Source organism: Agrobacterium sp. 22-226-1 (assembly GCF_053522345.1).
In genome coordinates, this window is sequence record NZ_JBNWCP010000007.1 from 94871 (window position 1) to 120758 (window position 25888).

The 25888-nt window shown below is 61.6% G+C and carries 25 protein-coding genes; 11 read left to right on the forward strand and 14 right to left on the reverse strand.

Annotation, left to right across the window (positions count from 1 at the left end):
• Window positions 1-3 precede the first annotated feature (3 nt).
• From ACQZ5K_RS14075 to ACQZ5K_RS14095, 5 genes are all read left to right on the forward strand, one after another.
• Window positions 4-906 (forward strand): iron-siderophore ABC transporter substrate-binding protein, encoded by a 903-nt coding sequence (locus tag ACQZ5K_RS14075; RefSeq protein ID WP_174058392.1) that lies wholly within the window; start codon window positions 4-6, stop codon window positions 904-906.
• Complete coding sequence (fhuB, locus tag ACQZ5K_RS14080) at window positions 903-2867, forward strand: Fe(3+)-hydroxamate ABC transporter permease FhuB (RefSeq protein WP_174058393.1); 1965 nt, start codon at window positions 903-905, stop codon at window positions 2865-2867. The genes ACQZ5K_RS14075 and fhuB overlap by 4 nt, the downstream gene beginning before the upstream one ends.
• A gap of 34 nt (window positions 2868-2901) precedes the next feature.
• Window positions 2902-3711 carry an ATP-binding cassette domain-containing protein gene (locus ACQZ5K_RS14085; RefSeq protein WP_035263594.1) on the forward strand — a complete coding sequence of 270 codons (810 nt, stop codon included), beginning with the start codon at window positions 2902-2904 and terminating at the stop codon, window positions 3709-3711.
• A gap of 248 nt (window positions 3712-3959) precedes the next feature.
• Entirely contained in the window at window positions 3960-4487 is a 528-nt protein-coding gene (locus ACQZ5K_RS14090) for a DUF992 domain-containing protein (protein WP_003522107.1), read from the forward strand.
• Window positions 4488-4582: 95 nt separating this feature from the next.
• Entirely contained in the window at window positions 4583-4981 is a 399-nt protein-coding gene (locus tag ACQZ5K_RS14095) for a c-type cytochrome (protein WP_174058394.1), read from the forward strand.
• Window positions 4982-4984: 3 nt separating this feature from the next.
• On the opposite strand, the gene recX is transcribed toward ACQZ5K_RS14095, so the two are convergent.
• The 6 genes from recX to ACQZ5K_RS14125 form a co-directional block, all read right to left on the reverse strand.
• Window positions 4985-5575 carry a recombination regulator RecX gene (gene recX, locus ACQZ5K_RS14100; RefSeq protein ID WP_174058395.1) on the reverse strand — a complete coding sequence of 197 codons (591 nt, stop codon included), beginning with the start codon at window positions 5573-5575 and terminating at the stop codon, window positions 4985-4987.
• A gap of 72 nt (window positions 5576-5647) precedes the next feature.
• Window positions 5648-6568, reverse strand: coding sequence for an SMP-30/gluconolactonase/LRE family protein (locus ACQZ5K_RS14105; protein WP_174058396.1), 921 nt, complete (start codon window positions 6566-6568; stop codon window positions 5648-5650).
• A 35-nt stretch (window positions 6569-6603) separates the two neighbouring features.
• Window positions 6604-7551 (reverse strand): ABC transporter permease, encoded by a 948-nt coding sequence (locus tag ACQZ5K_RS14110; RefSeq protein WP_174058397.1) that lies wholly within the window; start codon window positions 7549-7551, stop codon window positions 6604-6606.
• On the reverse strand, window positions 7548-8489 hold the full coding sequence (locus ACQZ5K_RS14115; RefSeq protein ID WP_080857658.1) for an ABC transporter permease: 942 nt from the start codon (window positions 8487-8489) through the stop codon (window positions 7548-7550). The genes ACQZ5K_RS14110 and ACQZ5K_RS14115 overlap by 4 nt, the downstream gene beginning before the upstream one ends.
• Window positions 8486-9949: an ATP-binding cassette domain-containing protein gene (locus ACQZ5K_RS14120; protein ID WP_174058398.1), complete on the reverse strand. Its 1464-nt coding sequence runs from the start codon at window positions 9947-9949 to the stop codon at window positions 8486-8488. The genes ACQZ5K_RS14115 and ACQZ5K_RS14120 overlap by 4 nt, the downstream gene beginning before the upstream one ends.
• A gap of 98 nt (window positions 9950-10047) precedes the next feature.
• Entirely contained in the window at window positions 10048-11064 is a 1017-nt protein-coding gene (locus tag ACQZ5K_RS14125) for an ABC transporter substrate-binding protein (protein ID WP_003522114.1), read from the reverse strand.
• Between the two features lie 304 nt (window positions 11065-11368).
• Here ACQZ5K_RS14125 and ACQZ5K_RS14130 point away from each other — a divergent pair, with 304 nt between their 5' ends.
• On the forward strand, window positions 11369-12604 hold the full coding sequence (locus ACQZ5K_RS14130) for a GAF domain-containing sensor histidine kinase (protein WP_125146162.1): 1236 nt from the start codon (window positions 11369-11371) through the stop codon (window positions 12602-12604).
• 1 nt (window position 12605) lies between these two features.
• Window positions 12606-13328 (forward strand): response regulator transcription factor, encoded by a 723-nt coding sequence (locus ACQZ5K_RS14135; protein ID WP_059755919.1) that lies wholly within the window; start codon window positions 12606-12608, stop codon window positions 13326-13328.
• A 3-nt stretch (window positions 13329-13331) separates the two neighbouring features.
• Here the strand turns inward: ACQZ5K_RS14135 and ACQZ5K_RS14140 are convergent, their stop codons facing one another.
• Window positions 13332-14348, reverse strand: a complete 1017-nt coding sequence (locus tag ACQZ5K_RS14140; protein WP_059755917.1) for a DNA topoisomerase IB — start codon at window positions 14346-14348, stop codon at window positions 13332-13334.
• A gap of 104 nt (window positions 14349-14452) precedes the next feature.
• Complete coding sequence (locus ACQZ5K_RS14145; RefSeq protein WP_059755915.1) at window positions 14453-15679, reverse strand: PQQ-dependent sugar dehydrogenase; 1227 nt, start codon at window positions 15677-15679, stop codon at window positions 14453-14455.
• 185 nt (window positions 15680-15864) lie between these two features.
• Between ACQZ5K_RS14145 and ACQZ5K_RS14150 the strand changes: the two genes are divergently transcribed.
• Window positions 15865-16050 carry a hypothetical protein gene (locus ACQZ5K_RS14150; protein WP_003508485.1) on the forward strand — a complete coding sequence of 62 codons (186 nt, stop codon included), beginning with the start codon at window positions 15865-15867 and terminating at the stop codon, window positions 16048-16050.
• Here ACQZ5K_RS14150 and ACQZ5K_RS14155 read toward each other — a convergent pair whose 3' ends face one another.
• From ACQZ5K_RS14155 to ACQZ5K_RS14165, 3 genes are all read right to left on the reverse strand, one after another.
• On the reverse strand, window positions 16051-16677 hold the full coding sequence (locus tag ACQZ5K_RS14155; protein ID WP_003522119.1) for a class I SAM-dependent methyltransferase: 627 nt from the start codon (window positions 16675-16677) through the stop codon (window positions 16051-16053).
• A gap of 8 nt (window positions 16678-16685) precedes the next feature.
• The gene (locus tag ACQZ5K_RS14160; RefSeq protein ID WP_174058399.1) at window positions 16686-17354 is read right to left on the reverse strand and encodes a pseudouridine synthase; all 669 of its coding nucleotides are present in this window, start codon (window positions 17352-17354) and stop codon (window positions 16686-16688) included.
• A gap of 140 nt (window positions 17355-17494) precedes the next feature.
• Entirely contained in the window at window positions 17495-18082 is a 588-nt protein-coding gene (locus tag ACQZ5K_RS14165; protein WP_174058400.1) for an IMPACT family protein, read from the reverse strand.
• 53 nt (window positions 18083-18135) lie between these two features.
• On the opposite strand from ACQZ5K_RS14165, the gene ACQZ5K_RS14170 reads away from it, so the two are divergent.
• Entirely contained in the window at window positions 18136-19380 is a 1245-nt protein-coding gene (locus ACQZ5K_RS14170) for a TIGR03862 family flavoprotein (protein WP_174058401.1), read from the forward strand.
• On the opposite strand, the gene ACQZ5K_RS14175 is transcribed toward ACQZ5K_RS14170, so the two are convergent.
• The 3 genes from ACQZ5K_RS14175 to ACQZ5K_RS14185 all read right to left on the reverse strand — a co-directional run bounded on the left by ACQZ5K_RS14175 (window position 19372) and on the right by ACQZ5K_RS14185 (window position 22532).
• Entirely contained in the window at window positions 19372-20433 is a 1062-nt protein-coding gene (locus ACQZ5K_RS14175; protein ID WP_174058403.1) for a quaternary amine ABC transporter ATP-binding protein, read from the reverse strand. The two genes, ACQZ5K_RS14170 and ACQZ5K_RS14175, sit on opposite strands and share 9 nt — an antisense overlap.
• Window positions 20426-21313 carry an ABC transporter permease gene (locus ACQZ5K_RS14180; RefSeq protein ID WP_035263623.1) on the reverse strand — a complete coding sequence of 296 codons (888 nt, stop codon included), beginning with the start codon at window positions 21311-21313 and terminating at the stop codon, window positions 20426-20428. The genes ACQZ5K_RS14175 and ACQZ5K_RS14180 overlap by 8 nt, the downstream gene beginning before the upstream one ends.
• Before the next feature lie 220 nt (window positions 21314-21533).
• Complete coding sequence (locus ACQZ5K_RS14185; RefSeq protein ID WP_035263625.1) at window positions 21534-22532, reverse strand: ABC transporter substrate-binding protein; 999 nt, start codon at window positions 22530-22532, stop codon at window positions 21534-21536.
• Here ACQZ5K_RS14185 and ACQZ5K_RS14190 point away from each other — a divergent pair.
• Window positions 22510-22797: a hypothetical protein gene (locus ACQZ5K_RS14190; protein ID WP_174058404.1), complete on the forward strand. Its 288-nt coding sequence runs from the start codon at window positions 22510-22512 to the stop codon at window positions 22795-22797. The genes ACQZ5K_RS14185 and ACQZ5K_RS14190 overlap by 23 nt on opposite strands.
• Window positions 22798-22898: 101 nt before the next feature.
• Window positions 22899-25874 carry a PAS domain-containing protein gene (locus ACQZ5K_RS14195; protein ID WP_080853882.1) on the forward strand — a complete coding sequence of 992 codons (2976 nt, stop codon included), beginning with the start codon at window positions 22899-22901 and terminating at the stop codon, window positions 25872-25874.
• Window positions 25875-25888: the final 14 nt, after the last annotated feature.

Consider the following 25888-nt stretch of genomic DNA (forward strand, 5'->3'; position numbering starts at 1 on the left):
GGCATGACGCGCAAGGATCGATGGATGTCCCCCCTTTGGGGGCGGCGGGAATTTTTAGGCCTGCTCGCTGCTTCGGCTCTTGCTGGCAAGGCGCAGGCGGAGGTCAAGCCACGCCTCGCCGCCATCGACTGGGCCATGCTGGAAACCGCCGTTGCGCTCGGTGTCATGCCGGTGGCGGCGACCGAACTCATCCAGTTCCGGGTGGATGCGGTCGAGCCGGAAATCCCTGCAACCGTCGCCGATCTCGGCCTGCGCGGTGCGCCGAATTTCGAGCTTCTGCAACTGAGCCGACCCGATCTAATTCTGATTTCGCCCTTCTACACCCGTTATACCGGCAGGCTGGAAGCGATTGCCCCGGTCTTCTCGCTGCCCTTTTACGTGAAGGGCGAGCCGCCTTTCGCAAAGGCGCTGGCGGCGGTCTCCGCCCTTGGCGAAAAGCTCGGCAGGGCCGATGAGGCGCGCAGGGTGCTGGGCGAAACGGAAGCGGCGCTGCAAGCCATGCGGAGCCGCCTTGCCGGTTTTGCGGCGCGGCCGACCTATGTGATCAATATCGGCGACGCCCGGCATTTTCGTGCTTTCGGTGCGGATAGCATGTTCGGGGATGTTCTTGGCAGGCTGGGGCTCGCCAATGCCTGGGTGGATCGTTCGCAATTCACCTTCGCGGCCCCGGTGCCGCTTGAAAACCTCGCCGCTTCGCCCGATGCGCGCATCGTCATCGTCTCCGATATTCCGGTCGAGGCGCGGGAAACCCTGCGCAGCAGCGCCATATGGCGCGCGCTGCCTGCCGTGCGGGAAAACCGGGTGGTCACGCTCGGCAATGTCGGTCCCTATGGCGGCATCACCGCCGGCATGCGCTTTGCGCGGCTTCTGACCGAAGCGCTCTCGGCGCAGGGAGAAGCCCTGTGACGGCGCGGCCTCTCCAGCTTTTCTTCGGGCTGCTGTTCGTTCTGGCCTGCGGGCTTTCCCTGCATGCCGGGCTGCTGCGGCTGCCTTTCGGTGCATGGCCCGGCCTGCCGTTCGATGTCGCCACCATGTCGATGGATCAGGTGATTTTCGCCTTCAGCCTGATGCCGCGCGTGGCGGTCGCCATTCTGGCGGGCGCGATGCTCGGCCTGTCGGGCGCGCTTTTCCAGCAATTGCTGCGCAATCCGATTGCGGATCCTTCGACGCTCGGCATCTCGGCCGGCGCGCAACTGGCCATCGTTATCGCAACCCTGTACTTTCCGTCGGTGCTGGATGGCAACCGCGCCTTGGTGGCGCTCGCCGGCGCTGCCGGTGCGGCCGGCATCGTGTTTCTTCTCGGCTGGCGACGCTCCTTCGAGCCGGTGACCATGGTGGTGTCGGGCCTGTTGGTGGGCATCACCGCCGCGTCCGTTTCCGCTGCTCTGACGCTGGCACAGGGCGAATATCTGATGTCGCTGGTCGTCTGGAACGGCGGCTCGCTTAGCCAGCAGGATTGGTCGAACGCCTTGTCCCTCGCGTTTCAGCTTGTTGCCGGGCTCGTTCTGACCGGCCTGCTGATTAAGCCGCTGACGGTCCTCGGTCTCGGCGATGCCGGTGCGCGATCGCTCGGCGTCTCGCTGTTTTCGATCAGGCTGGCGGTCGCCGCCGTCGCGGTCATGCTGGCCGCCTTCGTTGCTTCGGCGGTCGGTCTCGTCAGCTTCATCGGCCTTGCAGCACCTGCGCTCACCCGGGCGCTCGGTGTGCGGCGTTCGTCTTCGGTGCTCCTGGTTTCCCCGCTTCTGGGCGGCCTGCTGCTGTGGTTCTGCGACGGTCTCGTGCAGCTTCTGGCAAGCACGACCGCCGAAGTTTTTCCGACCGGCGCGGTAACGGCCCTGATCGGCGGCCCGCTGCTTCTGTGGTTGCTGCCGAAAATCCGGCCGACCGATGTGCATCGCGGTGAAGGCGTCGAGCTGGCGACAAGACGCCGGCTTACGGCCCTGCTGCCGGTACTGGCCGTCATGGCGGGGCTGGTTTTTGCAGCGCTCGCCATCGGCAAGGGGCCCGATGGCTGGACGGTGCTGAAGGCTGACGATCTGCAAAGCCTGCTGCCGTTCCGCTGGCCGCGGCTGGTGGCGGCCGTGGCCGCAGGCGGACTTCTGGCCATGGCGGGAGCGCTTCTCCAGCGGCTTACCGGCAATCCCATGGCAAGCCCGGAAGTAATCGGCGTCAGCGGCGGTGCAGGCCTCGGTTTTGCCGCCGCCATCACGATTTTTCCGGCCGCCGGTCTTTTCGAACTGTTTTGCGGCGCCGGCATCGGCTCTGCGGGCGTCATGATCCTCGTCCTGCTGTTTTCCATGCGCCGGCACCTCGCGCCGGAAAAAGTCCTGCTCGCGGGCATTGCCATAAGCTCGCTCTGCTCGGCGGTTCTCTCGGCGCTGCTTGCCATTGGCGACCAGCGGGCGTGGCAGATCCTCGCCTGGCTCAGTGGCTCGGGTTCGACGGCGACGCCGGCTTCGGCGATCTTTCTCGCCATTCTTTCCATCGTGCTGCTGGCGGGCGCGCTATCGGTCACGCGCTGGCTGACGATCCTGCCGCTCGGACGCGATGTGCCGCTCTCCCTCGGACTGCCGCTCGGCGCGGCGCGCATCGCCGTCATCGCGGTGGCGGGCATTGCCACCGGGGCCGCCTCGCTGCTCGTCGGTCCGTTGAGTTTTGTCGGATTGATGGCGCCGCATATTGCGCTTCGTGCCGGGTTCACCACGCCGCGCGATCATCTCTTCGCCTCCTTCCTGTTCGGCGCGGTGCTGATGGCGCTTTCCGATCTCGGCGCACGGACAGTCACCTTTCCTTATGAGCTGCCGCTCGGGCTTTTTGCGGCGCTTGCCGGCGCGCCCTATCTGATCTGGCTTTCAGGCAGGCGATGATGAATTTTTTGAACGATGTACGGAGATGAGAACCATGGGTCAGGCAGCACTTGCCGTCGATTATGACGATATTCCGCTTTTTTCTCTCGACGGCGTGACGATGGAGGTGCCGGGCAGGACATTGCTGCAGCCGCTGACGGCCAGTTTTGCGACCGGCAAGACCATCGGCCTGATCGGCCATAACGGTTCGGGAAAATCCACGCTGCTCAAGATTCTCGCGCGGATTCAGGAGCCGACGGCGGGCAGGGTCTCATTCGAGGGTAAGGCGCTCGGCGCATGGGGCAATCGTGAATTTGCGCGAAAGCTCGCCTATCTGCCGCAATATACGCCGGCCGCCTCCGGCATGCTGGCCAAGGAACTGGTGGCGCTCGGCCGTTATCCCTGGCACGGCGCGCTTGGGCAGTTCACCAAAGCGGATCAGGAGAAGGTGGACGAAGCCATCGAACTCACCGACACCGTCGCCTTCCGCGACCGGCTGGTGGATACGCTTTCGGGCGGCGAGCGCCAGCGCGTGTGGCTTGCCATGCTGGTGGCCCAGAATGCCGAAAGCCTGCTTCTCGACGAACCCATCTCCGCACTCGACATGGCGCACCAGATCGAAGTGCTTTCGCTGGTGCAGAGACTGTCGCGCGAAAAGGGGCTCGGCGTCATCGTCGTGCTGCACGACGTCAACATGGCGGCACGCTTCTGCGATGAGATCGTCGCGCTTCATTCCGGCCAGCTGATTGCACGGGGAACGCCGCAGGAGATCATGACGCCGGAGACGCTGCAGCGCATCTATGGCGTCCGCATGGATGTCATGACCCATGCCGCCACCGGCTTTCCCGTCGCCCTGCCGCTTTGAGGTTGTTGCAGCAAAACAACGGCTGGCAACGCCGGCTGTTGATGGCGATTCCGCACGCATTTCCCGCCCTAACAATGTCTTAATGGCATCCTACCGCCATCAGACATTGTTAACCGTTCCGCTTTCATCGCCTCCAATTAAGTTGTTTTGGATCGATTTCAGGGAACAAACGTTAACAGTGCGGAATTCAATATCCGGAGAGGGCAAGAAGGGCTGCTGCGGGTAGGAATAAAACAGGAGAAAATCAGATGAAAAAGGCTGTTGCCGTAACTTTTGCCGCATTGACGATGGGCCTCGGCGGAACCGCATCCGCCCTCGCTGCCGACCTTGCAAGATATGAGCCGGCTCCGCAGGAGCAGGACGATCGCAACGGCGTCAAGATCGGTTACCTCACCTGCGATATCGGCGGCGGCGTCGGTTACGTTCTCGGCTCGGCCAAGGAACTGGATTGCACTTTCCAGTCCACCATGGGCGCCCGTCGCACCGACCATTACACCGGCGCCATCCGCAAGATGGGTGTCGACCTCGGCTTCACCACGCAGGGCCGTCTGGTCTGGGCCGTTTTCGCCCCGACCGCCGGTTACCACCGCGGTTCGCTCGGCGGCCTTTATCAGGGCGCAACGGCTGAAGTCACCGTCGGTCTCGGCGTCGGCACCAACGTTCTCGTTGGCGGCACGTCCGGCTCCATCCAGCTGCAGACGGTCAGCGTGACGGGTCAGGTTGGTCTCAACCTCGCCGCCACCGGCACCTCCGTGACGCTCACGGCCATGAACTGATCGGCAAAGTGCCTGGCCTCGGCCGGGCATTCTGTCGCATGTCAAAACACGCCCTCTTCGTTATCAGACGGAGAGGGCGTTGTATTATCCGGGCCATGATTTCCACATTCAGACGTGTCGCGGCAGTAACCGCCTGTTCTTTCCTTTTGGCGACAGCCGCTTTTGCCGAGGGCGATGCGGCCCATGGGGAGAAGGTCTTCAGCCGCTGTTCCACCTGTCACAGCATCGACACGCCACGCACCCGCATGGGGCCGCATCTGATGGGTGTCGTCGGTAAGCCGATGGCTTCCGTGAGCGATTACGGCCACTATTCGCAGGCGCTGAAGGATGCCGGCGCGGCTGGCCGGGTGTGGTCGGAAGAGGAACTGCAAAAATTCATCGCCAGCCCGAAAAAGGCGATACCGGGAAATGCGATGCGCTTTTTCGGGCTGTGGAGCGAAACCGATATTGCGGATCTGATCGCCTATCTGAAAACGCATCCCATGCCGCAATAGCAGTCAAAGCGGCGCTTCAGCGATAATCTCTTCCGCCTCTTCGAAGGTCATCGCCATGACTTTCGCGCCGATCTCGAAGCTGAAGCCATTGCGGGCGAAGGCGGAGAATTCCCTGGCCTTGCGCTTCTCGTCCAGTTCTACACGGCGAAACGGACCGAAGGCGCGCTTGCGGGCGAAGATGACGGCTGCGACCAGATCATCGGTCTCCTGAAGTGCGACGGCGGCCGTTTCCCGTGCGATGCCCTTGACCTGAAGTTTCTGCGCGAGCCCGCGTTTCGATTTGCCGCTGCGCTGGCCACTCCGCACGGCGATTTCCGCATAGGCGGTGTCGTCGAGCGCCTTGATGCCATAAGCGAAGGTCACGGCAAATTCGCCAAGCGCCCTGACCTGCGCCGGGCTGATATCCTCGAATTTTTCCCGCGCCTTGCGCATGATGGCGTCGCGCAGCTGCTTTTCCGTCATCATGCGCTGTTCCAGCCGGTAGAGGGCGGAATTGCGCGCCCAGGAAAGCATCCGGCTGGTGGGCTCGACAGCCGGCGTGTCGCCGTCCACGGCCATGTCGTCGGTCAGGAAGGGGCTGGAATCGTCGTTCATTCCGCTTTTATAGCGCGGTGAAGCCGTCTTGCCAGTTCCTTCCCGGCCCGTTTCCTCCGGTTTTTCAGTAGCTCAAGGCGTTTGCGCGCCGGTTGCGGCGACATAGACCGAATAAAGCGATTTCGTCGCGGTGATGAACAGGCGGTTCTTTTTCGGGCCGCCGAAGGTGAGGTTTGCGACCGTCTGCGGCACCTTGATCTTGCCGAGGAGCGTACCTTCGGGGGAAAAGCAGTGAACGCCATCGCCGGCGCTGGTCCACAGGTTGCCGGCAGTATCCAGACGGAAGCCGTCCGGCAGGCCATTGTCGAGGTTGCAGAATTCCCGGCCGTTGGTGAGCTTCACGCCATCCACCACATCGAAGACGCGGATATGGCGCGGGCGGGAGACATCGTGGCTGTAGGAACTGTCGGCGACGTAGAGCTTCGTCTCATCAGGCGAAAACGCAAGGCCGTTCGGCTGCATGAAGTCGTCGATAGCGACCGTTACCTCTCCTGTCGCGGGATCGAGCCGGTAGACATTGCGCGTCTTCTGTTCAGGTTCCGCCTTGTAGCCCTCGTAATCGGAGAGAATGCCGTAGGTGGGGTCGGTGAACCAGACGCTGCCATCGGATTTGACCACCACGTCATTGGGCGAGTTCAGCCGCTTGCCGCCGTAGCTGTCGGCAAGAACCGTGATCGAGCCGTCGACTTCGGTGCGGGTGACGCGGCGGCCGCCATGCTCGCAGGAAACGAGCCGCCCCTGCCGGTCGCGGGTATTGCCGTTGGTGAAGTTGGAGGGCTGGCGGAACACCGATATCCCGCCATCCGGCACCCAGCGTAACATGCGCTCATTCGGAATATCGCTGAACAGCAGGCAGTTCAGATCGGCAAACCACACCGGGCCTTCGGCCCAGCGGCAGCCGGAATAAAGCTCTTCCAGCTCGGCATTGCCGACGATCAGATGGCGAAAGCGGTCATCGTGGATTTCGTAAGGGGAGGTCGTGTCTATGGTCATGAGCGTGGTCCGCTTGGGGGCTTGTCGTTATGGGTTCAGCGCGTGGCCTTGGGGCCGCTTGCCAGAAGAATGACGGAGATGATGATGAGGCCGGTGAGGATGAGGCGGATGCCGGCGCCGAAACCATAGGTATTCAGCATCGAGACCACCAGGAACATGAAGAGCGAAGCGCCCCAGATGCCGGGAACATTGGAATCGCCGCCCGCCACCGCCGTTCCGCCGATGACGACAACGGCGATGGACATCAGCAGATATTCCGAGCCCATGTTGAGCGCAGCACCTCCAGAGAAGCTGGCGAGCAGATAACCGGCAATCGCCGCCAGCACCGCGCAGAGCACATAGGTGACGAAGCGTGCGCCGTCCACCGGAATGCCGGTCATGCGGGCGGCGAAGGTGCTCTGACCGATGGCGGAAATCCAGCGCCCGTAAAAAGAGCGGTCGAGCAGCAGCCAGGCGATGACCGAGAGCAGCAGGGCCACGAGGGCGACATTCGGAATGCCGAAGAAACTTGACGTGGCGAATGTGGCCAATGTTTCCGGTGGCTTGATGCGCAGGCCGCGGTTCGACCAGATGGCGATGGATTGCACGATGAAGCTCATGGAGAGCGTCGCGATGATCGGCGGGATGCGCAACAGCTTGATCAGCGCATAATTGCCGATGCCGATGGCGATGCCGATCAGGATGGCGATCAGCAGTCCGGGCAGGATAAGTCCGTCGGACACATCCATGAATTTCAAGGCCAGCGTGCCTGACAGCGTCATCGTGGCGGGTACGCAGAGGTCGATATTGCCCGGTCCGAGCGTGATGACGAACATCTGGCCGATGCCGACGATGACCGAAAAGGCTGCGAAGGTGAGTGCGGCATGCGACAGGCCGAAGGAGCTTGCACCGCCGGTGAAGAGCACGGTGACGATCCAGACGACCGCCGTTGCGGCAAAAGACCAGATCCATGGTTTTCTGGTGACGGAAGAGAGCCCGTTCATTGGTTTTTCTCCCGCTTTTCAAGACGGTTGAGCAGGATGCGCAGCGCCAGCACAATGATGAGGATCGCCCCCTGCGCGCCGATCTGCCAGTCCGGCGAAATGCGCATGAAGGAGAGGAACGAACCGGCGAGCGTCAGCGTCAGCGCGCCGATGACCGCGCCGATGGGCGATACCCTTCCGCCGACGAACTCACCGCCGCCGAGAATGACGCCGGCAATCGAGAGCAGCGTGTAACGCAGCGCGATGTTGGCGTCGGCCGATGTCGTCAACCCGACAAGGGCGATACCGGACAGCACCGCGAAGAAACCGGCCAGCGCAAAGGTAGCGGCGCGAATGCCGACGACCGACCAGCCGGAGCGTTCGACCGAGCGGAAATTGCCGCCGACGCCGCGCATCAACACACCGAAGGAAGAGCGCATGACGATGTAATGGGCGACGACCGCGATCAGGATGCTGGCGACGATGGCGATTGGCACGAAGGGCGGTTTCGCCGTCATCAGCGTGCGAATGAAGGCGGGCGCCTGGCCGCCGGGCGAGGGGAGAATGAGAACGGCGAGGCCGCCCCAGACAAAGCTCATGCCGAGCGTGACGACGATGGAGGGCAGGGCGCGGATATGGATGATGGCGCCCAGCAATGCATAGACCGCAATCGCACCGGCAAAAATCGCAATTCCGAGGAGTGGCGTGGTTTGCAGGAAAGTGGCGGTCACACAGGCGCAGAAACTGACGAAGGTACCCATCGACAGATCGAGATCGTTGACCGACATGATCAGCATCTGCGCAATGGTGGCGAGCGCAATCGGCACCGCCAGATTGAACAGCAGGTTCATGCCGGTATAGCTCATGGCGCGCGGCTGCATGTAGAAGACGGCGGCGAGCAGGAAGGCGAGCGATGCGGCGGGAATGATGAGGCGGAGCGCGTTTGCCGAGAGTTTCATGCGTGGTCTTCTCCGGCAAAAGAGGCCGCCAGCACATTCTGCTCGGTAATATCGTCGCCGACGAGTTCCGCCTGGATGGCGCCGTCGCGGAACACGTAGACCCGGTCGCAGAGACGGATTTCGTCCATTTCGGTGGAGTACCAGATGAAGGTGCGGCCGTGGGAGGCTTCGGTTCTCAAGATGTCATAGACCTCCTGTTTGGTGCCGATATCGACGCCGCGCATCGGGTCGTCCATCAAAACCGTGCTGGCGGTGGTGGCAAGCGCGCGGGCGAAAAGCACCTTCTGCTGGTTGCCGCCGGAAAGGGAGAGGATCTTGTTGCCCATGTCGGGCGTGCGGATTTCTATGCGCTTTTTCCATTGCGCCCCAAGCTCGGTTTCCTTGGTTCTGTCCACCATGCTTGCGGCTGAAATATCCCTGAGTGAGGCGATGGACAGGTTTTTGAGGATGCTCCACAGCGGGAAGGTGCCGTTCAGGCTGCGGTCGCCCGCCACGAAGGCGAGATCGGTCTTGCGCGCTGGTATCCAGCTATTGTTGCGGGCGAGATAAAGATCGAGAAGCGCTTCGGTCTGGCCATGGCCGCCGAGACCGGCAAGGCCGACGATCTCGCCGCGAAAGGCTTCGAAGGCAAGGCCTTCGCCCCGGCGTGCCGGCATGGAAAGCACCTTCTCACCTGCCTTGCGGCTTTCACCCCGTCGCCTGTCCTGTTCCTTGACGACGCTGCCCATGGCTTCGACCAGCGAGCGGGTGGTGAAGTCGGCAGCCTTCCGGTCGGCCACCACCCGGCCATCCTTCATCACCACGATACGGGTGGCTGTCGAAAGAATTTCTCCGAGAATATGCGAGATCAGCAGAACCGAGCCGCCCTCACGCACGAAACGGCGGACATAATCCATCAGCTGCTCGGCAAGACCGGCATCCAGCGAAGAGGTGGGCTCATCGAGGATCACCAGTCTCGGCGCGTGCGGTATGCGGCAGAAATTGATGGCGATTTCCACCATCTGCCGTTCGGCGATGGAAAGTTCGGCGATGGTCAGCTCGCAATCGATACCGTGGCCGGGAAAAATTGCGTCCAGTGTCTGGCGGATCGTCGTCAGTGCACGGCCGCGCCAGTTTCGCCCACCCGTGGCGGCATGCATGATGCGGACATTTTCGCTGATCGTCAGGTTCGGGCAGAGCGACAGTTCCTGAAACACGCAGCGAACGCCGTTCGCGCGCGCGGCGGCAATGCCATGGCGGTTTTCGTTGCCGCCATAGGAAACGGAACCCTCATGCGGCGTCAGCCCGCCATTGATGACGTTGACGATGGTGGACTTTCCCGCGCCGTTATGGCCGACGAGCCCGAGGCATTCCCCCGTGCGGATGACGAGATCGGCCCCATCCAGCGCCCTTACCGCGCCGAACACGACCTTCACGCCGCGCGCAGCGACGACCTCTTCCGCCTCGATGATGTCATTCATGAGCAATTACGCCAGTGATGTGAAAATCGGATAATGTGTGGCTATTGCGGCGCCCGTTCCGGGAGCGCCGCAATAGCCAGGCTCTGGGCCGATCCGGCCTATTTGGCCGATGCGATGGCCTTCTGGGCGTCTTCCTGCGAATATTCCACATTCGCCACGCCGCCCTTCTGGGTCGTCTTCAGGTTTTCCTCGAGATTGGCCTGATCGATGCGCAGGAAGGGCACGGTCAGGTCCTTCTTCACATCCTTGCCGTCGAGGATTTGCTGCGCCACCCAGAAAGCGAGCGTCGAGACGCCGGGCGCGATGGAGACGGACATGGTCTCGTAACCGCTTGCGTCCTTCTGCTGTTTCCACCATTGCAGCTCGTCTTCGCGGTTGCCCATGACGATGGTGGGTGTCGGGCGCTTGGCGGCGGCGAAGGCCTGTGCCGCGCCGTAACCGTCGCCGCCCTGCGTCACGACGGCCGCGACTTCCGGAAGACTCGGCAGGATGCCGGCGACGGCGCGCTGCGCCACATCCTGCGCCCAGTCGCCATTGACCGAACCGACGATCTTGAACTGCGGGTTCTTGGCGACGCCGGCGGCGATGCCGGCGTGGATTTCATCATCCACCGAAACGCCGGCAAGACCGCGAATTTCGAGCAGGTTTCCACCCTTCGGCATGGCCTTGGCGAGATAGTCGATCTGGCTTTCGCCCATCGCCTTGAAATCGACCGCGATGCGCCATGCGCAGGGCTCGGTGACGATGCCGTCGAAGGACACGACGGTGATGCCGGCATCGCAGGCTTCCTTCACCGCGCCGTTAAGCGCGGTCGGCGAAGCGGCATTGATGACGATGGCGTCGTAACCCTGAAGAATGAGGTTCTGGATCTGCGCGGCCTGTTCGGTCGCCTGGTTTTCGGCAGTCGTGAAGGCGTCAGCGGCGGCGACCTGCTTGTCGGCAACCGCCTGCTTGGTGATCTTGTCCCAGCTCGTCAGCATCGCCTGACGCCAGGAATTACCGGCATAATTGTTTGAAAGCGCGATTTTTTTGGCCGACGTATCGGCATGAGCGGTGATCGGCAAAGCTGCGCATGCGACAGCGGCCGATGCCAGAAGCATCTTCCTGAAAGCCATTTGATTTCCTCCCTCGTGGCTTGCCCTTTTCGAGCCCGGAATTCACGCACGCCGCAAATCTCCTCGGCGGCAGGTGGAATTCCTTTGCACTGGAGCTCCTTTCCCCAGTAGAAGCGAGAATGACCAAGAAGATTTGGCTTGTATAGGCGGATCGCGGCAATCTTCCTGCGGGTTTCCGCAGAAAGCTTGCGGGAACCCGCAGGACGAAACGCCACTGCCGGGCGCAGAATGAATGATGCGGCGCCCAAGGGATTGAATCTTCGCCGCGATGGTCGAAGGCAGGCGCTTGGGAGGGCGTCCGCACATGCTGGATACGCCGAAAAGCGCTCTTTTTCATCATTATATGGGTATTTCGCGGCTGCTTGCCGGGCAGCTCGAATTTAATGCCATCATCCAGGCGGTCGCCACCGAGATCAGCCACATCATCCCGCACGATCATATGGACGTCTGCATCAAGCAGCTGGATGACAAATATCACATCGCCTATGAGAGTGGTCTCGTCAGCGCCTGGAGCCGGCAGCCGCCCGCCCTTCTGACCGGTAGTCCGATCCGGACACTGCTGTCAGGCGAGGTGGAATACCTCTTGAGCGGCGACGCCTGTTCCGATCCGCGCTTTCATTTCGAAGGGTCGTTTTCAAGCCCGATCATCGAACTTAACCTGCATAGCCGGCTGCATGTGCCGATGAAGGTGCATGGCGACATCATCGGCGCGCTGAGTTGCTCCTCGCACCAGTCGGATGCCTATACGATGGAGGATGTGGCGAATGCCCGCGCGGTCGCGGATTTGCTGGCGCCCTATTTCTACGCTATCCGCGCCGCCGAGCAGGCCAAACGCTCCGCCATCGAGGAGGCGCGCGCCAATGCCCGCGAGGAGGGCCTGCGTTTAGGCGCGCTGCAATTGACCGAGGCGCTGGAGGCCGAGCGGCAGCGCATCGGCATGGATCTGCACGACCAGACGCTGGCGGACCTGACGCGGCTTGCGCGGCGCATTGAGCGCATGAGCCATACCCCCGACCTGTCAGGCGAGATGCTGGAGCCGGTGGTGCGCAGCCTGCAGCATTGCATGCAGGATCTGCGCGAGATCATCGAGGAGGCGAAACCCTCGATCCTGCAATTGTTCGGCGTCGTTGAGGCCATCGAGACCTATGTGGACCGCTCCGTGCGCGACAGCGGATCGGCAATCGACTGGTCGGTGACGGATGAGACGGACGGGCTGGTGGAAAGGCTGGACAAGACGGTGGCCATCTCGCTGTTCCGCATCGTGCAGGAGGCGGTCAATAACGCCATTCGCCATGCCCAGCCCGAAGCGATTGCCGTGAAACTGACCGCAATAGACGGTGGCTTGCGGGTGACGGTCAGCGATGACGGCAGCGGCGGCGGCGAAGGCGGGGCCTCCGGCGGCCTCGGCATCGGCAATATGAAGACGCGGGCGCGGCTGATTTCGGCGAAATTCGATATTGGCGGCAATGGCACGGGAGCGGGAACCCGCATCACCGTCACCTTGCCGGCAGGCGCTTTCGACCGGCGGGAGGAGTTGTGACATGGATGTGCTGATCGTCGAGGACGATGCGCTGCACCGCGCCTATCTGAACGAGGCGGTGCGTGCCGCGCTGCCGGAATGCGACAAGGTGCTGGAGGCGGCAAACGGCAGAACCGGCGAAAAGCTCGCGCGCGAAAATCGCGCCGCCCATATCGTCATGGATTTGCAGATGAACGAGCGCAACGGCATCGAGGCGGCGCGCACCATCTGGAAGGAAAGACCCGATACCCGCATCCTGTTCTGGTCCAACTATTCCGACGAGGCCTATGTGCGCGGTGTTTCCCGCATCGTGCCGGAAGGGGCCGCCTATGGCTACGTGCTGAAATCCGCCTCCGATGACCGCCTGCGGCTGGCGCTGCGCAGCATCTTCATCGAGGCGCAATGCGTGATCGACCGGGAAGTGCGCGGCCTGCAGGAAAAGAGCCTCGGCAAGGCTCATGGCTTCACCGATTCCGAATATGAAATCCTTGTCGATGTCGCGCTAGGACTTACCGACAAGGCGATTGCGCGGCGCCGTAACCTGTCGCTGCGCAGCGTACAGAACCGGCTGCAAAGCCTCTATGAGAAGCTGAACGTGCATCAGGCCGCCGGCGATGACGAGGCGGAAGGCCGGTATAATCTCAGAACTCGCGCCGTTACCGTCGCTTTCCTGCGCAAGCTGTTAAATTACAGCGCGCTGGAAAGGGCCGAGCGGGAGCTGTCGGAATGGGCGGGCAGCCGCTGATCCTCAGGGCAGAAAGGCAAGCAGCCGTCTTTCATCCGCCCTGAGGCCGGAGACGGGCTTTGCCCCGACCTTCAAAATGCGGCCAAGCTTTTTCTGCGCTTTCTCTTCCGTCGCGATATCGAGGACGGCCGGGTGCACATAGCTCTTGCGGCAGATGGCGGGCGTGTTGGAAAGCTCCGCCGCCGCTGCCTGGCACATACCCTTTATGCTCGGTTTGTCGCCCGCCGCCACATGTTCCATCGCGTTGCAGAAGGCCGCCAAAGTTCCGCCCCAGGTACGAAAGGTCTTGGCGGAAATGCCTTGCCCGCCGATGCGGGAGAGGTAAGCGTTGAGATCGCTGGAATCGACCGAATGCACCCGGTTTTCACTGTCCTGCCAGACGAAGAGTTCCTTGCCGGGCAGATCGGCGATCTCCTCGAGGATTTTCTGAAGGCGAGGGTGGCGCAATTGCCGTTTCACCTTCTGCCCGCCCTTGGCGGCAAACCGCAGCTCGATGGTTTCACCGAAGGAGACGTGCCGCTTGAGCAATGTCGTTGCGCCATAGGTGCCGTTGGTTTCGAGATAGGAGCGGTTGCCGACACGCAGATAGGCGGCATCGAGCAGCAGCGTGAGCGCCGCGAGCGTCATTTCCTGCCCGTGATCCTGTTTTTCTATATCGGCGATGGCGCGGCGGCGAATGGCGGGCAGCGCTCTGCCGAAGCTTTTGAGCTGGAAGAATTTCGTTTCGCCCCGGAGCGCATGCCAATCGGGATGATAACGATACTGTTTTCGCCCGCGGGCATCAAAGCCGGTTGCCTGCAGATGGCCGGCGGGGTCGATGCATATCCACACGTCCTTATAGGCGGGTGGCACGCCGAGCGCTTTGATGCGCTTCAGTTCGACGCTGTCGGAGAGAAGCTCGCCGCCCGGAAGGCGGTAACAGAAACCGCGTCCGCGTTTCTCGCGGGCAATACCCGGCTCCTGATCGTTGACATAGGCAAGTCCGATTTTGGCAAGAAGGCGGGTGGGCGGCTGTGGCATGGTTTTTTCCGGCAGGTTTCACGCTGCGGCAAACGAAAAACAGGCCGCCTTCGTTCCGGCGGCCTGTCGTTCCAATCGTGAGTTTTCTCAGCCGGCCTTTTTAATCAGCCGGCCTTGGCGATCCGCAGAATCTGCGATTCACCGCCGCCGCGCTCTTCGGTCACGGCATAGATCGCGCCATCCGGACCGACCTTCACGTCGCGAATGCGTGCTTCGAGCGGCAGCCGGCTTTCGGTGGCAACCCTGTCGCCATCGATATGCAGGATGACGAGACCCTGACTTACCAGACCGCCGACGATGAAGGCGCCCTTCCATTCGGGAATCTGGTCGCCTTCATAATAGGCCATGCCGGAGGGGCCGATGACCGGATCCCAATAATAAACCGGCTGTTCCATGCCTTCCTTTGCGGTAACGCCTTCGCCAACCGACCTTCCGCTATATTCGACGCCATAGGTGATGACCGGCCAACCGTAGTTCAGGCCGGCTTTCGGCATGTTCAGCTCATCGCCGCCGCGCGGGCCGTGTTCCACGGTCCAGAGCCTGCCTTCTCCATCCAGCGCTGCCGCCTGCAGGTTGCGGTGGCCATAGCTCCAGATTTCGGGGAGGGCGTTCTGCTGGCTGGCGAAAGGGTTGCCTTCAAAGGCCTTGCCCTGTGTATCGATGCGGAAGACCTTGCCAAGCCCGCTCGACAGGTCCTGCGCCTGCACGCGCGGCTTTGAATCGGAACGCTCGCCGACCGTGACGTAAAGCTCGTTGTTCGGCCCGAAGACGAGGCGGGAGCCGAAATGTTTGTCGCCATCATAGGTCGGCATCTGGCGGAAAATCACCGAGACATTGTCCAGCTTTGCCGCGCCGCTCTCCTCGGTCAGTTTCGCCGAGGCTACCGACGTGCCGTTGCCGCCATCGCGCGGTTCGGAGAAGGAGAAGAAGATGGTGCGTGATGTTTCGAAATCGGGAGCCAGCGCGATGTCGAGAAGGCCGCCCTGTCCGTCGGATGCCACCTCCGGCACGCCCGCGATCGCCGGGCCGGCCTTGCCGTCGGCGACGATATGGATGGCGCCTTCCTTGGCTGCGACGATCATGCGGCCATCGGGCAGAAACTCCATCGACCACAGATGCGGCAGGCCGTCCGCGATCACGGTTTTTTCGACGCTTGGCTGGGTGGCGGCCTGCGGCGCGCGGGTCTGGCCCTCAAAAGCCGGTTTCTGATCCGGCGCATTCGGCCGTTTCGTTTCGGCGGCCGGGGCCTGGGCCTGTGCAACGCCGGCAAGCGGCACGGCGAGCAACGCACACAGGATCGTCGAACTCAGAAATCGGTTGTTATGGAACATGGGTCTCCCTTCCATCGTTTACGTCAGGCAGAGAACCATTTGGGGAGGATTTCGTTTCCTGCGATAGTTTCAAGAAAACTTGATCACTCCGTGTGCAGGCGGCACGCTCTTTTCTCATCCATGCGAATTGATAAGGAACCGCCAGCCTGCGGTCACGTTTTCCCCTTTGTTACACGGAGGGCGCCATGCAGATCATCGACAACAAGACCATAGACGGGAACAGAACCAAGCCGATCCTCAACGTCGCGGAATTCTGCAGGCGTTACCGGCTGGACAAGGCCGAGGAAACGCGGCTCAGAAAGCTGTTCGGCGAGTTCGCCTCGCGCCACGAGCTTTTGATGAATGCGCAGCGAAAGCCGAGCTTCCGCTGATCATTCCTCCGGGTCGAGAGATTTTCCGAAGATCATAAAGACATCATAACGGGTGTTCTTGCCCATTATCTGGTGCGAAGGCTTGCGAATGCCCGGCATCGGCTCGGCGCGCAGGGGCCATTTCAGAACCACCCGCTTCGTCGCATTCTCCAGCGCAGCCTCCATCAGCTCCACCTGATCCGGGTCGGAGCCTACCAGTTCCCTCAGCACCCGCATCTCCTTTTTCACCAGCGCCGTGTTGTGGCGCGGCGGATGCATGGGGTCGACAATCACCACCTCCGGTGAAAGCTCTTTCAGCAACTGGCGTGAATCTCCGTGAAGCAGCGTCATGCGCGCCGCCGCCTCGGCATAGGCGCCGCCCGCCTCCAATGCGCGGCGAATGCCGTCCGCAAGATGGGCATGCATTCCCGGCGAGCGTTCGATCAGCGTTACTTCTGCTCCCAGTGAAGCCAGCAGAAAAGCGTCGCGCCCGAGGCCTGCGGTCGCATCCACGATTTTCGGCGTGCGGCCCTTTGTGAAACCCGCGGCTTTCGGCAGAGCCTGTCCGCGCCCCTCGCCGGAGCGGAAACGGTGGCCAACTGCACCGCCGACAAAATCTACTACGAAGCTTTCGTCTTTTTCTTTCATCGCAGGCCTCAGAACGGGCAGGGTACGGTATAGGTGACGTCACGGCCATCGGGATGGCGGAACCCGACCTCCTGCGCATGCAGCATCAGCCGCGGCGCGGCGGCAAGCGCTTCGCCTTCGGCATAAAATTCATCGCCGAGAATGGGGTGGCCAAGCGCCTTCATATGCACACGCAATTGGTGGGTGCGGCCGGTAAGGGGGGTCAGCGCCAGCCGCGTTGCCGGAAGCGGCAATCGCTCCAGCACCCGCCAAAGGCTCTGTGCCGGCTTGCCGCTCTCGTGGTCGACCCGGTGGCGGGGCTTGTTTTCGGGATCGATGGCGAGCGGCAGGTCCACTTCTCCCGCTTCTCCCGCAACCTCTCCCCAGACAATGGCGACATAGGATTTGCGCGTCTGGCGGTTTTCAAACTGCGACGCAATCGCCGCATGCGCCTTGCGGTTCAGGGACATCAGCACGATGCCCGATGTGTCCTTGTCCAGCCGGTTGATCATCAGCGCTTTCGGGAACTGTTTCTGCACACGCGTCATGAGGCTGTCGGAAAGCGCGGGATCGCGCCCCGGCACCGATAAAAGCCCGCTTGGCTTGTCGAGCACCAGCAGATCGTCGTCGCGGTGCACGATGGTGAGCCAGGGGTCGAGTGGCGGATGATAGACGGGGTTGGAAAGCTCGGATGACATGTCGCTTCCTTAGCACGAATTGCGCATTCGGACAGACGCTAGAGCATTTCCAGGAAAAGTGGACCCCGGTTTTCCGTCCGGAAATGCGCCAAAACAAAGAGTTAGAGTGTTTTCGCGATTCGAAGAAAAGCGAAAAAACTCTATTCGGGAATATGCAAATTGACGCGCCCGCTGGTCAGGTCGCTGAGAAGACGGGTGAGCCGTTCGGCTTCTTCGGCCGGAACCGAGAGCAGCATATCCGCGCCGGTTCCGTTGAAATCTTCCTTTTCCACCCGCAGGTTCTGTGTGGCGGAAAGGCGCGATTTCACCAGCGCGAGATCGGAGAAGGGGCAGCTCAAAGTCGCGCTGACATAGGCGATGACGGGTGAGGTTTCGCCAAGCCGCAGGCAGGCCGCCGCCGTGCCGCCATAGGCGCGCATCAGCCCGCCGCTTCCGAGCAGGATGCCGCCGAACCAGCGGATGACGAGAACGGCGACATTGTCCAGCGCCTGACCGTCTATCGCCTGAAGGATCGGTTTCCCGGCCGTGCCCGAAGGCTCGCCGTCATCGCTGAAACGATAGGTCTGGCCGCTTCGCCATGCCCAGCAATTATGGTTCGCATCCGGATCGGAATGCGCCGCCAGAAAGTTTTTCGCATCCTCTTCGCCCGTCACCGGCGCGGCGAAGGCGATGAAGCGGCTTTTCTTGATATCCTGCGAAAAGGTGACGGGTCGGTCGAGCGTGAACATGGGCGTTTCAATATCGCATATATTCGCATGCGGAAATCGGTATAAGGCTCGGAATGGCGAAGATGGCGATGGAGAGGGTTTTGAGCGAGGTGAGGCAGGTCGCGATTATCGGCGGCGGACCGGCGGGGCTGATGGCGGCCGAGATGCTTTCGGCCGCAGGCCATGCCGTGACGGTGTTCGAGGCGATGCCGACCGTGGCGCGTAAATTGCTGATGGCCGGAAAATCCGGCCTCAACATCACCCATGCCGAAGATTACGACAGCTTCCGTCACCGGTTCGGCGATGCGGCACCGAGCCTGCGCGCCGCTCTCGATGATTTCACGCCGGATATGCTGCGCGACTGGGCGCAGAGACTGGGGCAGGAAACGTTCGTCGGCACCTCGGGCCGGGTGTTTCCCTCCGTCATGAAAGCCTCGCCGTTGTTGCGGGCATGGCTTGCTCGGCTGGAGGTGCAGGGGGTGACCATCAGGACACGGCATCGCTGGACGGGTTTTTCCGGTGAGCACCTGGTTTTCGCGACACCGGAGGGCGAGATCACCATCAAGGCCGATGCCGTTCTTCTGGCGCTCGGCGGCGCGAGCTGGCCGCGTCTTGGCTCCGATGCCGCGTGGGTTCCGGCGCTGGCGGAGAAAGGCGTGGCGTTTTCCCCGTTCCGCCCCGCCAATTGCGGTTTCGACGTTGACTGGAGCGATACCTTCCGCGCTCGTTTTGCGGGTGAAGCGGTGAAATCCACCATCACCATTTCGCCGGCCGGAGCCTTTCAGGGCGAATTCGTGATCACGAAGCATGGTATTGAGGGCAGCGTGATCTATGCTCATTCCGCCGCGCTGCGCGACCGGCTGGAAGAGGTGGGCAAAGTGTCGCTCGCAATCGATCTTGCGCTGGGACGTACGGTGGAACGACTCAGCCGCGATCTGGCGAAACTCGGGCGGAAGGAGAGTTTTGCAAATCGCATGCGCAAGGCGGCCGGCTTATCGGCTGTGAAGGTCGGGCTTCTGCGGGAAATCTTTCCCGACATCGCGGCCATGCCGGATGAGTTCGTCGCCGCGAGAATAAAACATGCCGAGATACCGCTTTTGCGGACGAGGCCGATTGCCGAGGCAATTTCGTCCGCCGGTGGCGTCGCGTGGAGCGGTCTCGATGAGAACTACATGCTGGAAAAGCTCCCCGGCATATTTGCCGCCGGGGAAATGCTGGATTGGGAAGCGCCGACCGGCGGTTATCTCTTGACCGCCTGTTTCGCCACCGGCAGGGCCGCTGCCAAGGGCATGGCCGCGTGGCTTGAAAGCTTAGCCTGACAAGCGTTCAGCCGTCCCTGCTTCCTCACCATGTGCGGTCCTGACGAGGCAGCGCATGATGGCGTCAGTGGTGACGGCGCCAAGCGGTTTGCCGTTTTCTCCGACGACCGTGGCGCTGCTGACATTTTCCCGGACGAGCGCACGCAGGCCCTCTTCGACCGTCATATCCGCATCGAGCTGAAGTCGTGACTGGCCGGATAATTCCGGCTGGACGATGGCGCCGAGGCGAATGACCCGGCCGCGATTGACCTCCTCCACGAAGGCTTCGATATAGCTGTCGGCCGGCGACATGACGATTTCGGCCGCCGTGCCCTGCTGGATGATCTCGCCGTCGCGCAGAATGGCGATCTTGTCGCCCAGCCGCAGCGCTTCATCGAGATCGTGGGTGATGAAGACCACGGTTTTTTTCAGTTCTTTCTGCAGTTCCAGCAGCACCGTCTGCATATCGACGCGAATGAGCGGATCGAGCGCCGAATAGGCTTCGTCCATCAAAAGGATTTCGGCATTGTTGGTCAGCGCCCGCGCCAGACCCACACGCTGCTGCATGCCGCCCGAAAGCTGGTTCGGATAATGGCTGGAGAAGCCTTCCAGCCCCACGCGCCTGATCCAGACTTCCGCCCTTTCCTCCCGCTCGCGCTTGTCGACGCCCTGCACTTCGAGACCGTAGACGACATTCTGCAGCACGTTGCGGTGTGGCAGCAGCCCGAATTTCTGGAACACCATCGCCGTCTTGTGGCGGCGAAACTCCAGCAGATCTGCTTCGTTGAGGCGGCACACGTCCGTGCCGCCATAAAGGATTTCGCCGGCAGTCGGGTCGATCAGCCGGTTGACGTGGCGGATCAGTGTCGATTTGCCGGAGCCGGAAAGGCCCATGATGACGGTGATCTGCCCGCCCGGCATGGTGATGTTGATATCCCGCAGGCCGAGCACATGACCATGTTTGGCGTTGAGATCCGCCTTGGACATGCCGGCCTTGACGGGTTCGACATAGTCGGCTGCCCTGGGGCCGAAAATCTTGTAGAGGCTGCGAATTTCGATCGATTGACTAGCCATGCGCCACTTCCCGGTGTTTTTGCAGGCGAAGGCCATAGGCCTGGCTGATGCGGTCGAAGATGATGGCGATGCCGACGATGGCAAGCCCGTTGAACACGCCGAGCGTGAAATACTGGTTGGCGATGGCCTTCAGCACCGGCTGGCCAAGGCCCTGCACGCCGATCATGGAGGCGATGACGACCATGGCAAGCGCCATCATGATGGTCTGGTTGATGCCGGCCATGATGGTGGGAAGGGCAAGCGGCAGCTGCACCTTGAAAAGCTTCTGGCGCTTCGAAGAGCCGAAGGCGTCCGCCGCCTCCAGCACGTCGCGGTCGACCATGCGAATGCCGAGATTGGTAAGCCGGATCATCGGCGGAATGGCGTAGATGACGACGGCGATGACGCCGGGCACACGGCCGATGCCGAGCAGCATGACGACGGGAATGAGATAGACGAAACTCGGCATCGTCTGCATCACGTCGAGAACGGGATTGACCACGCTCTGCAGGCGGTTGGAGCGCGCCATGGCGATGCCGATGGGCAGGCCGACGACGATGGACAGCACGGCGCAGACGAAGATCATCGAGACCGTCTTCATCGTGTCTTCCCACATGCCGAACCAGCCGATGGCGAAGAGAATGCCGCAACAGAGCGAAACAATGGTGGCGCTGCGGCTGCCGAACCAGGCAAGCGCGCCGACAATAAGAATAACGACCGGCCAGGGCGCGCCGATCAAAAGCCTTTCCGCCCAGATGAGGAAGCTCTGAAGGGGAGTAAACAACCCCTCGATTGCGCCGCCATAGGTTCGGGTGAAAGCCCGGAACCCCTCGTCGATGACTTTTTTCAGCGCGCGCAGAGCATCGTCATTCATGGTCGGAAATTTGAAAAGCCATTCCATATCCTGTTCTCCATGACGAACCGGAGGCGGGGATCGATATCCTCCGCGCTCCGGGAGTAAAATCGTCAGAGCGCCGCGCATCCGTCAGGACGCAGGGCGGAACGCTCTGTTGAACCGGCGCATCGTCACCGGAAAGCCGGGAGGCATTCCAGGGCCGATGCGGGCGCGGCGTCGCCGCTGGCGGACGCCGTTTGCCGGGCAGATATGCAGGGACCGGCTTTTAAAGGGCGGCCTTGACCTTTTCCGCGACGTCAGGAGATACCCAGCCCGTCCACAGCGCCTCGTTTTCCTTCAGGAAGTGCTTGGCGCCATCTTCACCGGTCGCCTGGTTGTCCGTCATCCAGGCAATCAGCTTGTTGACGGTGTCGTTGGTCCAGGCGCGCTTGTTCAGATAGTCCATGGCCGGGCCGGCACGATCGGCGAAGGTCTTGCTCACCAGCGTCTGCACGTCATCCACCTGCCATGCGTTCGGCTTCGGGTCCGCGCAGTCGGCGACGGATGTGCAGCGCTTCCATTCAGCCGCATCGTAGTCGGCGCCGAAACCGAGCTTCACCATCTCATATTTGCCGAGCAGCGAGGTGGGCGCCCAATAATAACCGACCCAAGGCTGCTTGGCTTCGTAAGCCTTGGCGATGGAGCCGTCGAGACCCGCGGCGGAGCCGGTGTCGACGAGGGTGAAGCCGGCCTTTTCACCACCGAAAGCCTTGAAAAGCTGCGCGGTGACGACAGTGCCGCCCCAGCCCTGCGGGCCGTTGAACACGGCGCCCTTCGACTTGTCTTCGGGCGAGGGGAAGAGTTCGGGATGTTTGAAGAGGTCCGGAATGGTCTTGAGATCGGGATTGGCGTCGGCGACATATTTCGGAATCCACCAGCCCTGGACCGCGCCATCCGAGAGGATCTTGGCGGCCGCAACGACCTTGCCGCCTTCCAGCCCCTGCTTGACGATTTCCGGCTGCAGGCTGACCCATGCCTCAGGCGCGATATCCGGCTGGCCTTTTTCGGCCATGGAGGTCAAAGTCGGCACGGTGTCGCCGGTGACGATTTCAGCGGAGCATCCGTAGCCCTTTTCGAGAATGAGCTTGTCCAGATTGGCGGCGACTTCGGCGGACTGCCAGTTCATGCTGGCGATCGTCACGTTTCCACAGTCGGCGGCATAGGCCGCGCCGCCTGAAAAGGCGAAGCCGGCGGAAAGAATTGTGGCACCCAAAAGTATTTTCATTGTTGTTCCCTCTGGTCGCGGTGTGGCGAAGACCCGGGCGCTGACGGCACCGCGACCGCCAGCGCCCGTATTGAGGCTTAATAATTCCTTTGTGGCCGTTCCGTTTGCGGCAGATTCTGGCGTATTGAGGATGGCAATTATCAATCAATTATCCGGTCTGGCGGATGTGATCTCCAGATCTGCGGTGTCGGGATACCGAATTCGCGTCACCGTTCCGGCACTGCGTCCGGATATTTCGCGCGAATGGAACTTTTTCGAAATTTAAAAAAAAGGCCGGGAACAATAAAGGGAAGTTTTTGTTTTCTTGGACTTTTATCCCGTGCTGTATTACGGGAGTTTTTCTCTCGGTTTTTGTGGTGATGTTGAATGACCAATCTTGGTGCTGCGCCGGTATGGCCGATCGGTGGCGGTGAAACGGGTGAGCTTGTGCGCCGCTTCGACTGGTCGAAGACATCGCTCGGTCCTATTTGCGACTGGCCGCAAAATCTGAGGCAGAAAGCCAATTCCGTCGTCAATTCCCCCATTCCGCAGGTGCTGATGTGGGGTAGGGATCATGTGATGATCTACAATGACGGCTATGCGGAGATCGCCGGCAATTATCACCCGCAGGCGCTGGGCGGAACCGTGCCCGGCATCTGGCCGGAAATATGGGACTGGAACAGCCGCATTCTCGAAGCCGGTTTTCGCGGTGAGGTCATGGCCTATCGCGACCAGCCGATGACGCTGATGCGGCATGGCCTGCCGGAAGAGGTGATCTTCGATCTGTTCTACACGCCGATCTATAATGAGGGCGGCACGGTAGACGGCGTTTTATGCACCGTGCTTGAAAATACCGACAAGGTGAAGGCCGTGGAGGCGCTGGAACAGAGCCGCAAGGAACTGAGCCGGCTTACCAATGCCCTGCCCATTCTGGTCGGATATGTCGACCGTGATTACGTTTATAAATTCGCCAATGACGGCTATCTGGAATGGTTCGGTCGCCGCGCCGAGGAAGTGATCGGCCGCAGCGTTCCCGAAATCGTCGGCGAGGCGTTTTTCGAGGCCCGCAGGGCCTATCTCGACCGCGCACTCAGCGGTGAGAAGATCGTTTCGGATACCGTGATCAGCAGACCGGACGGCAGCACGCGCGCCGCCGAAATCCGCTATGTTCCGCGTTACATTGCCGATGGCTCCATCGACGGCATCTATGTGCTGATCATCGATATCGAGGAGCGAAAGCGCTCGGAGCGGGAAATCCTCATCAGCAACAATCGATTCCGTGCTGCGGTGGATGCCGTGCACGGTGTGCTGTGGACCAACAGCGCCGAAGGAATGATGCTGGGCGAGCAACCCGCCTGGAGCGCTTTGACGGGCCAGACGCCGGAAGACTATCAGGGCTTTGGCTGGGCGGACGCGGTCCATCCCGAGGACAGGCAGGGGTCTGTCGACAGCTGGAACAAAGCGGTTGCGGAAAAGTCGACCTATATCTGGGAACATCGGGTGCGCCGCCATGACGGCGTCTACCGTACTTTTGCGATCCGTGGCGTGCCGATTTTCGACAAGGCCGGCGCCATTGCCGAATGGGTCGGTGTCCATACGGATGTCACCGAACAGCGGCGGGCCGAAAACACCCTCAAGGAACATGCGAGCAATCTCGAGCGCGAAATTCGTCACCGCATCCGGGCGGAAGAGCAGCTTCGGCAATTGAACGAGAGCCTCGAGGCGCGTGTCGAGGCGGAAATGGCCGAGCGCCGCCAGACCGAAAAGGCGCTACAGCAGGCGCAGAAAATGGAATCCATCGGCCAGCTCACCGGCGGCGTGGCGCATGATTTCAACAATCTGCTGCAGGTGATCGCCGGCAATCTGCAATTGCTGTCGAAGGATGTGATCGGCAATGAACGTGCGGAGCGGCGGCTGGAAAACGCGCTTGCCGGCGTTCATCGCGGCGCAAAGCTGGCCAGCCAGCTTCTGGCCTTCGGCCGCCGCCAGGCGCTGGAGCCGCGCGTCATCAACATCGCCCGTTTCGTAACCGGCATGGACGATCTGCTTCGCCGCTCGCTCGGCGAGGCGATCGAGGTGGAGGTCATCACCTCGGGCGGTCTCTGGAACACCTATGCCGACCCCAACCAGGTGGAGAACGCTCTTCTCAATCTGGCCATCAATGCGCGCGATGCCATGGAAGGGCAGGGCAAGCTGACCATCGAGGTCGGAAATGCGGTACTCGACCGCGATTATGCCCGCAAGCACTCGGAAGTTTCGGCGGGGCAATATGTGATGCTCGCCGTCACTGATACCGGCTCTGGCATGTCGCCGGAAATTCTCGAAAAGGTCTTCGAGCCGTTCTTCTCGACAAAACCGGAAGGCAAGGGCACCGGTCTTGGGCTTTCGATGGTCTATGGTTTTGCGAAACAGTCCAGCGGCCACGTCAACATCTATAGCGAGGTGGGGCAGGGCACGACGGTAAAGATGTATCTGCCGCGCTCCGCCGCCGATGAGGACAGGGAAGTGGTGATGCCGACCGGCCCCGTGGAGGGCGGCACGGAAACCATTCTTGTGGTGGAAGATGACGAGGAAGTGCGCAACACCGTCGTCGAGACCTTGAGCGATCTCGGCTACCGCGTGCTGACCGCCCGCGATGCGCAGGCCGGTTTGACGGTGGTGGAAAGCGGCATTCCGATCGATGTCATCTTTACCGACGTGGTGATGCCCGGACCGTTGAAAAGCCGGGAAATGGCGCGCCGCGCGCAGGAACGGCTGCCCAACCTCGCCGTTCTCTTCACCTCGGGTTACACCGAAAACTCCATCGTGCATGGCGGCAAGCTGGATGCCGGGGTGGAACTGCTTTCCAAACCCTATACGCGCGAAGCGCTGGCGCGGCGCATTCGCCATGTGATCGCCAACCGCAAACAGGTGTCGCTGTCGAGAGCGCGGCCGACATCGGCGCCGGGTTCTTCGAAACCTTCCGAACCGGTCAGGGCGGTCGAAAATCAAAACCGGTCCATACGCGTTCTTCTGGTCGAGGATGACGAGTTGATCCGGATGAATTCGACGGAGATGCTCTCGGAGAGCGGCTTTGCCGTCGTCGAGGCCGGAAATGCGGCGCAGGCGCTGAAGGCTATCGAAGCGGATCAGATCGACGTTCTCGTCACCGACATCGGCCTGCCGGACATGAAGGGTGGCGAACTGGCGGTGGAGGCCCTGCGCCGCAAGCCGGGGCTTGCCATTGTGTTTGCGACGGGGGACAGCCATTTGCCGGAAGGAGCGCCGGCAAGCGCGGTTCTCTTGACCAAGCCCTATGACGAACAGCAGATCGTCTCCGCCGTTGAACAGGCCCATACGGGCAAGTCGGTGGCGGCCGAATAGGCCGCCTTGCCGCC

What these genes read in the sequence shown, in the direction of transcription:
- ACQZ5K_RS14075 (WP_174058392.1), top strand. Translation starts at nt 4, where the DNA reads ATGACGCGCAAGGATCGATGGATGTCCCCCCTTTGGGGGCGGCGGGAA.
- ACQZ5K_RS14085 (WP_035263594.1), top strand. Translation starts at nt 2,902, where the DNA reads ATGGGTCAGGCAGCACTTGCCGTCGATTATGACGATATTCCGCTTTTT.
- ACQZ5K_RS14090 (WP_003522107.1), top strand. Translation starts at nt 3,960, where the DNA reads ATGAAAAAGGCTGTTGCCGTAACTTTTGCCGCATTGACGATGGGCCTC.
- ACQZ5K_RS14095 (WP_174058394.1), top strand. Translation starts at nt 4,583, where the DNA reads ATGATTTCCACATTCAGACGTGTCGCGGCAGTAACCGCCTGTTCTTTC.
- recX (WP_174058395.1), bottom strand. Translation starts at nt 5,575, where the DNA reads ATGAACGACGATTCCAGCCCCTTCCTGACCGACGACATGGCCGTGGAC.
- ACQZ5K_RS14105 (WP_174058396.1), bottom strand. Translation starts at nt 6,568, where the DNA reads ATGACCATAGACACGACCTCCCCTTACGAAATCCACGATGACCGCTTT.
- ACQZ5K_RS14110 (WP_174058397.1), bottom strand. Translation starts at nt 7,551, where the DNA reads ATGAACGGGCTCTCTTCCGTCACCAGAAAACCATGGATCTGGTCTTTT.
- ACQZ5K_RS14115 (WP_080857658.1), bottom strand. Translation starts at nt 8,489, where the DNA reads ATGAAACTCTCGGCAAACGCGCTCCGCCTCATCATTCCCGCCGCATCG.
- ACQZ5K_RS14120 (WP_174058398.1), bottom strand. Translation starts at nt 9,949, where the DNA reads ATGAATGACATCATCGAGGCGGAAGAGGTCGTCGCTGCGCGCGGCGTG.
- ACQZ5K_RS14125 (WP_003522114.1), bottom strand. Translation starts at nt 11,064, where the DNA reads ATGGCTTTCAGGAAGATGCTTCTGGCATCGGCCGCTGTCGCATGCGCA.
- ACQZ5K_RS14130 (WP_125146162.1), top strand. Translation starts at nt 11,369, where the DNA reads ATGCTGGATACGCCGAAAAGCGCTCTTTTTCATCATTATATGGGTATT.
- ACQZ5K_RS14135 (WP_059755919.1), top strand. Translation starts at nt 12,606, where the DNA reads ATGGATGTGCTGATCGTCGAGGACGATGCGCTGCACCGCGCCTATCTG.
- ACQZ5K_RS14140 (WP_059755917.1), bottom strand. Translation starts at nt 14,348, where the DNA reads ATGCCACAGCCGCCCACCCGCCTTCTTGCCAAAATCGGACTTGCCTAT.
- ACQZ5K_RS14145 (WP_059755915.1), bottom strand. Translation starts at nt 15,679, where the DNA reads ATGTTCCATAACAACCGATTTCTGAGTTCGACGATCCTGTGTGCGTTG.
- ACQZ5K_RS14150 (WP_003508485.1), top strand. Translation starts at nt 15,865, where the DNA reads ATGCAGATCATCGACAACAAGACCATAGACGGGAACAGAACCAAGCCG.
- ACQZ5K_RS14155 (WP_003522119.1), bottom strand. Translation starts at nt 16,677, where the DNA reads ATGAAAGAAAAAGACGAAAGCTTCGTAGTAGATTTTGTCGGCGGTGCA.
- ACQZ5K_RS14160 (WP_174058399.1), bottom strand. Translation starts at nt 17,354, where the DNA reads ATGTCATCCGAGCTTTCCAACCCCGTCTATCATCCGCCACTCGACCCC.
- ACQZ5K_RS14165 (WP_174058400.1), bottom strand. Translation starts at nt 18,082, where the DNA reads ATGTTCACGCTCGACCGACCCGTCACCTTTTCGCAGGATATCAAGAAA.
- ACQZ5K_RS14170 (WP_174058401.1), top strand. Translation starts at nt 18,136, where the DNA reads ATGGCGAAGATGGCGATGGAGAGGGTTTTGAGCGAGGTGAGGCAGGTC.
- ACQZ5K_RS14175 (WP_174058403.1), bottom strand. Translation starts at nt 20,433, where the DNA reads ATGGCTAGTCAATCGATCGAAATTCGCAGCCTCTACAAGATTTTCGGC.
- ACQZ5K_RS14180 (WP_035263623.1), bottom strand. Translation starts at nt 21,313, where the DNA reads ATGGAATGGCTTTTCAAATTTCCGACCATGAATGACGATGCTCTGCGC.
- ACQZ5K_RS14185 (WP_035263625.1), bottom strand. Translation starts at nt 22,532, where the DNA reads ATGAAAATACTTTTGGGTGCCACAATTCTTTCCGCCGGCTTCGCCTTT.
- ACQZ5K_RS14195 (WP_080853882.1), top strand. Translation starts at nt 22,899, where the DNA reads ATGACCAATCTTGGTGCTGCGCCGGTATGGCCGATCGGTGGCGGTGAA.